General features: G+C 60.3%; 2 protein-coding genes and 1 tRNA gene. All 3 read right to left on the bottom strand.

Going from position 1 to position 5,987, the window contains the following annotated elements:
• Positions 1 to 461 precede the first annotated feature (461 nt).
• A tRNA-Asp gene (locus tag HDG33_RS36470) sits at positions 462 to 538 on the bottom strand.
• 322 nt (positions 539 to 860) lie between these two features.
• Positions 861 to 4,193 (bottom strand): ATP-binding protein, encoded by a 3,333-nt coding sequence (locus HDG33_RS36475; RefSeq protein ID WP_184041130.1) that lies wholly within the window; start codon positions 4,191 to 4,193, stop codon positions 861 to 863.
• 503 nt (positions 4,194 to 4,696) lie between these two features.
• Complete coding sequence (locus HDG33_RS36480; RefSeq protein WP_184041132.1) at positions 4,697 to 5,638, bottom strand: D-alanine--D-alanine ligase; 942 nt, start codon at positions 5,636 to 5,638, stop codon at positions 4,697 to 4,699.
• Between the last annotated feature and the right edge of the window lie 349 nt (positions 5,639 to 5,987).

A 5,987-nucleotide genomic window follows, 5' to 3' on the forward strand; every position in this document is an offset into this window, starting at 1 on the left:
TCCAGTTTGAATTCGAGCGTGTACTGCGCCCGCTTTGCCTTGACCGTCATCGTTTCTTCTCCTTGCTTGAGTTTACACACTCAGCAAGGGATTCGTTTTTCGGGGGCAAGGTCACTCTGTGCAACGCCGCCATCGCCACAACCGGATTCACCGTCTGCTCCGTCAATCGCCGGCATACGAAATGGCGGCCGTGGCAGCGTGTTGTGTTGCGGGGCGTGGGCTGTTGGGTATCGCAGCCCCGATCGGGGCAAGCGACAGATGTACGGAATGATGGTCAGCAGGGGGATAGTGGAGGCACCTTGACGATCCGATCAGCTATTCCCGCCCGGCACGTTGCAACCTCGCTGCCTGCGTAGCAGATACAACAGAACCGACGATGCCCTACGCCGAAACGTGATGAGTCTCGACGCGTTTGGGCACTTAGGTAGCCCGCGAAAAGGTTGACGACTTTCTTGAGATGTTGGCGGAGTGGACGGGACTCGAACCCGCGACCCCCGGCGTGACAGGCCGGTATTCTAACCAACTGAACTACCACTCCTTTTCGAAGTTAACCTTAGCATGTCTGCCCGCGTTTTTCCAGCAAGAACCTTGCTCAAAAAGCACGAATCCGGATTGCGTCGCTACATGGAATATGATCCCAACAAATGTCAATATGACCAGTATTACTAATCGTGCCAACGAGTAGCATGACTGCACGAATGTTTGTGCGACGCACACCGTCTTTTATCCTGGCCCCGCGCGATGCAATAAACCGGCGAGAGCGGCCTGCGTGCAGGCTTATGGCGGCTGCGGCATCAGGAATACACGGATGAAGAAGCTGTGCAGCGCGCCGACGATGAAGGCCTTGAACTTCAAGTGGATCAAGTCAGGATAGTGGCACTCAACTGGCTATCGAAAGCATCAATCATGTCCTGCGCCGCCCCGACACCCTCCTTCGATATCGCGACTTCCATTTGAGCGCACTGCTCTGCAAGCGTGCGGTATCCAAACACATTTAGCGCGCCCCGCAACGAATGCAACTCGGCGAGTATCCGAGCCGCGTCGCCGGCATCGTACGCGGCATGGATCGCCGCCAGCGCCTCTTCGCACGATTTCAGGAATGTAGCCCGCACGTGGGCTGGCATTGCACGGCCGCCCAGCATCCCATCGCCTTTCCTTTCCTGTTCCTGTTCCTGTTCCTCCGCCTGCACCGCCACACCCGGCACGCCGGTCACCTCCGACAGCGTTGCCGACAGCTCGTCCAGCTGCAGTGGCTTGGCCACTACCCGCATTACCCCGGCCGCCTCGCAACGCGCTCGCTCATCCTGCGACACGCTCGCCGTCGCCACCACGATCGGCATTTCTGGCCAGCGTGCCTGTGCCCCTCGCACGAGCCCATAACCGTCCAGCACCGGCATCGCCAGATCGGTCACCAGCACATCGAAGCGCTCCCGTGAGAGACGTTCCAGCGCCTGCAGCCCGTCTTCCGCCACCTGCGGCTCACACCCGAGCATCTTCAACTGCTCGCTGAACAGTTCCCGGTTCACCGCGTTGTCTTCCGCCACCAGCACCTTCAGCCGGCGCGACAATACCCGCTGTGTCTCTTTGCCCGCCTCCAGCGGCATGCCCTGCAAGGTATGGCGTAGCGCCACCGCCAGCCCTTTCAGACCATAGCTCGAGACCTTCACCGCCCGTCCCGTCGCTACGGGATACGCCGGTCCTTCCGCGCTGCAGTCAATCATCCAGGACGACGCTTCCAGCAGACGACGGACGTCGTCCGCATGCCAGGTGTCGTGCTCGCCGCAGACAATCAGGGTATCCGCCTCCTCCAGCGTCTCCAGATCGAGTTGCGCAGGATGACGATACGCCTGTACCTTCAGCCCCCAGGCCTCCAGTGCCGGCACCGCATACGCGTGCCAGGTGTCCGCCGCCGCGACGAACAGCACCTGCTCGCCCTCGAAGTGCGGCATATCCAGCCCAGGCTCGCCGTGACAGTCGCCCAGCGGCACCCGCACCGTAAAGAGGCTGCCCTCGCCGGGCACGCTGTGCACTGCGATCGTGCCTCCCATCGCATCCGTCAGCCGCGCGCATAATGCCAGCCCCAGACCGGTGCCACCGAAGCGACGGTTGATCGTCGTATCCGCCTGGCTGAACGCGCGGAACAGCATCGCCTGCTGCTCCGGCGATATCCCGATCCCGCTGTCTTCAACTTCGATCACAAGCTCTGGCTGATTATCACCGCCCGCTTCCGCCGACAGTCTCAATGTCACCTCTCCGTGCCCGGAAAACTTGATGGCGTTCGACAGCAAATTGTTCATCACCTGGCCAAGCCTCGTCGGATCGCCCTGCATCGGTTGAGTGGTCGATGTGCCAAATTCGCCCGACAACCTCACGCCCTTCGCCCGCGCCACCGGCCCGAACATCGTCAGAGCCCGCGAGGCCACCTCCTGCGCGTCGAACACGATCCGCTCGAGCGTCATCTCACCGGCCTCGATCTTCGAGAAATCCAGCACGTCGCTCACGATTGCAAGCAGTCCGTCCGATGAACCCCGGATCGTTTTCAGCCGGTCACGCTGCAGCGCATCGAGCTGCGAGTGCGACAGCAGCTCGAGATTCCCCAGGATCGCGTTGAGCGGTGTGCGGATCTCATGGCTCATCGCCGCCAGGAAAGCGGATTTCGCGGCATTGGCCGAGTCCGCCGCCTGCTTTGCTTCACGCAGTTGCCGATTGAGGCGCTTTTCCACCGTCACGTCCGTGAACGCCGTCACCAGCACGTCCTCGCCCTGGTAGCGCGCCGGCACGACACTCACCGAGAGATCCATCGTCCCACCCTCGCGTGTCGGCAGCGACCACGCCTCGTGCGCCATGCCGTTTGTACCGGTTACACCGCTTACATCTGCGCGTTGCCGGTGACGGTGAACCAGTTCTGCCGAAAGTGTCCGTGCCGCCGGCAGGACCACCCGCGCCGCGGCCTCGATCATCGTCGGACTGCGTAACAACGGCTTACCGCTCTCCACGGCAATCAGCCCCAGCCCTACCGGTGCCGTCTCGATCAGCGCGCGGCTCAGGTGCTCGCTCTCGAACACGCGTCGGGAGCGCTCAAGAACAGGCAGGAACACGCGCCGGTTGAACAGTAGAATCAGCGACCACACCACGAGGAGGATCACTCCAGTCGTCGCGGCCGACGTTCCAATCTGACCAGTCAGTGCCCGGGCAATCGAGCGCCACGACTGCACAAACACGAGCGTTGCGCCAGTCTCGCCGATTGGCCAGCCAAACAGCATGTGGCCGTCACGAAAGATCCTGCCTGTCGGCTCGACAATTCCTGCGACACCTAAAGCACGCGCGGTATCCGACGCCTTCGGGTCGACCGGTTGACGCGAAAATGAAGTGATAACCTGTCCATTGCGCGCGAAGAGCATAAGAGAGCCGTCAAGCCCACTCTCCCCTAGAGCGGCAGTGATAATGGTGACCGGTAACTCGTAAACAGCGACGGCGAACGGCTTCCGCTCCTTGTCAAACAGGGTCGCTGCAACTCGAACTGATCGCCTGCCGCTTAACGGACTATCGTAGGGAGGGAGCCACCGAAATGCACGCCCCCCGGTGCGGGGATCGAGCAAGGGCACGTCTCGCGGAGCAAGGAGATTGCCGCCAGGTCCCGCGAGTGCAGAAAAAAAAGCAGCACGATCGGCAAGCAACGTCGCCATCCGGGCATCGCCAGGCGATGGTACCAGGATGAGCAGTGGACGGTCAGGCCTGTACAACCAGAATGTCAACAGGCCTTCGTTTCGTTCGGAAGCTGCCGTCGCCGCCTGACTTATCTGTTTAGCAAGCCGAATGTACCGGGTTGCCAACAAATCGGGAGGCGTTGCAGACGAGGCACCCACCACGAGCACCGGCAGATGATCTGGGGCCTGCTGAAGACGAAGCATCTGGCCATTGCCTGTGAACTGTTCGATAAGGCGTGGCTCGGCCTGTTCGCCGGCCCTCCAGGCGACCTCGATGAGCCGTACGCCGTTTTGCATAAGCACGACGTTGCGCGAGTTAAGGTCGGTGAGCCGGTTCACGCCGGACATCAGTTCTTGATGCTCGAGCGCAACATAGGTACGTACAGTGGCCACCGTGTTCAGGACGAACGCAACCAGCACCATCGCCGTTACCACTGCCCCGCCGCCGAACATCAACAAATGCTGATAGCGGCGAAAGCGGTCCAATACATTGCGTTGTGCGTATGGAGTCATAGGTGCCAGCGGAGTTGACGCTTTCGCCGGGTGCCCCCTCGAAGGAAGGTTCACGTGGCAGGTAACAACCTGATTATCCACCGCGCGGCGCAACAGCGAAACGCTTCTTTACACGCGTGCTAACGGCCTGTCCCGAAGCACCGACGAAAATCGTTACCGAGCTGTTACGCATTTACCTGACCGCGAAAGCAGAACTCGCCGCGCTGGCGAGCGTGAAGCACATCAACTGCTGCGCTGTTCGCTTTATCGCCAATAGTTCGCCGCGCAATGCGTGGCGTTTTTCATAGGCGTCGCCCAAGGTCCGTCCGTTAAGCTTTGAATGGTGGCATCGCCTGCCAATCTTCCGCCGCGTGAACGCTAATGTGACAACGCCGTTCGTTGCCCCGGTCGGGACTACGATTGCCCCACAGCCCTTACCCAGCAGGGCGCCGACGCCGGGACCGGATTGACGAACTCTGCTACACCCCTCGGCGAGGTCAATTCTTCAGCGTGAGCGACAATACCCTCACGACCAGTTCCTGATAGCTGATACCAACCGCGCGAGCAGCCTTCGGCAACAGCGAGTGATCGGTCATTCCTGGTGATGTGTTCACTTCGAGGAAGTACGGCTTGCCCTCGCCATCCATCATGAAGTCGACACGCCCCCAGTCCCAGCAACCGAGCACGTCAAACGCGCGGCGCGCGAGTTGCTTCATGCGCATCTCTTCCTGGGATGCCAGTCCGCATGGAATCAGGTACTGCGTCGAATCGTGAACGTACTTCGCGTCATAGTCGTAGAACTCGCCCGCTGGCACAATTTGGATGACCGGCAGATCGAGGTCGCCCGCAATGCACGCAGTGTATTCACCGCCGCCTTCGATACTCTTCTCGACCAGCACGATAGCGTCGAACTTTGCTGCTTCCGCGATCGCTGAGGGTAGCGCCTCGGCCGCTTTTACCTTGATCACGGCGACGCTTGAGCCTTCGCTCGCCGCCTTCACAAATAGCGGCAACCCGAGTTGCGCGACGATTTCCTGCGCACGCGCATCGTAATCGTCGCCGCGCATCACGGCCTCGAACGGCGGCGTCGGAACACCCAGTTGCTGCCACACAAGTTTCGCGCGGAACTTGTCCAGCCCGAGCGCCGAACCAAGCACGCCGCTGCCCGTATATCGGATCCCATAAAAATCGAGCGCGCCCTGAATCTGTCCATTTTCGCCGTAGCCGCCGTGCAGCACGTTGAACGCGCGCACAAAACCCTCGTCCTTTAACGCTGACAACGGCCGCGTGGATGGATCGAAGGGGTGTGCGTCGACGCCTGCATCGCGCAGTCTCTGCAACACGAGACAACCAGAATTGAGCGACACGTCACGCTCGGCGGACACTCCACCAAACAACACTGCCACCTTGCCGAATCGCTTCGGATCGATACTGTCCATCGAGCTCCCTATTTATGCGCAAGGCACCTTTATCTTCTCGTCCGCTAATCGAGACTTTGACCAGCGAGGCCGGTATCTGAGGTGCCCCTAACGCGCGACGAAAGACATAGCCCCCTGCTCAAACCCACGACCATCGTTTCGCGATCATCCCATCGCAAGCAACTTCGGCACGAGCCCGGTTTCGAAGCGTCATACAGCCAAATCGGAACAAAAATTGAGGCGGCAACTTTCAACCACAAATCTTACTGTCGAAGCTAGTGTCGTGAGTTGGAAGTTCGTTGTATTAACGTCCTGTACTGTCAGCGATGACGAAGTGCTGCTTAAAGAGCCGCTCGGACTCACGTAATCC

This window comes from Paraburkholderia sp. Cpub6, from assembly GCF_014201065.1.
GTDB classification, from domain to species: domain Bacteria; phylum Pseudomonadota; class Gammaproteobacteria; order Burkholderiales; family Burkholderiaceae; genus Paraburkholderia; species Paraburkholderia tuberum.

Coding starts and splice junctions, on each gene's coding strand:
- HDG33_RS36480 (WP_184041132.1), bottom strand. CDS start 5,638: ATGGACAGTATCGATCCGAAGCGATTCGGCAAGGTGGCAGTGTTGTTT.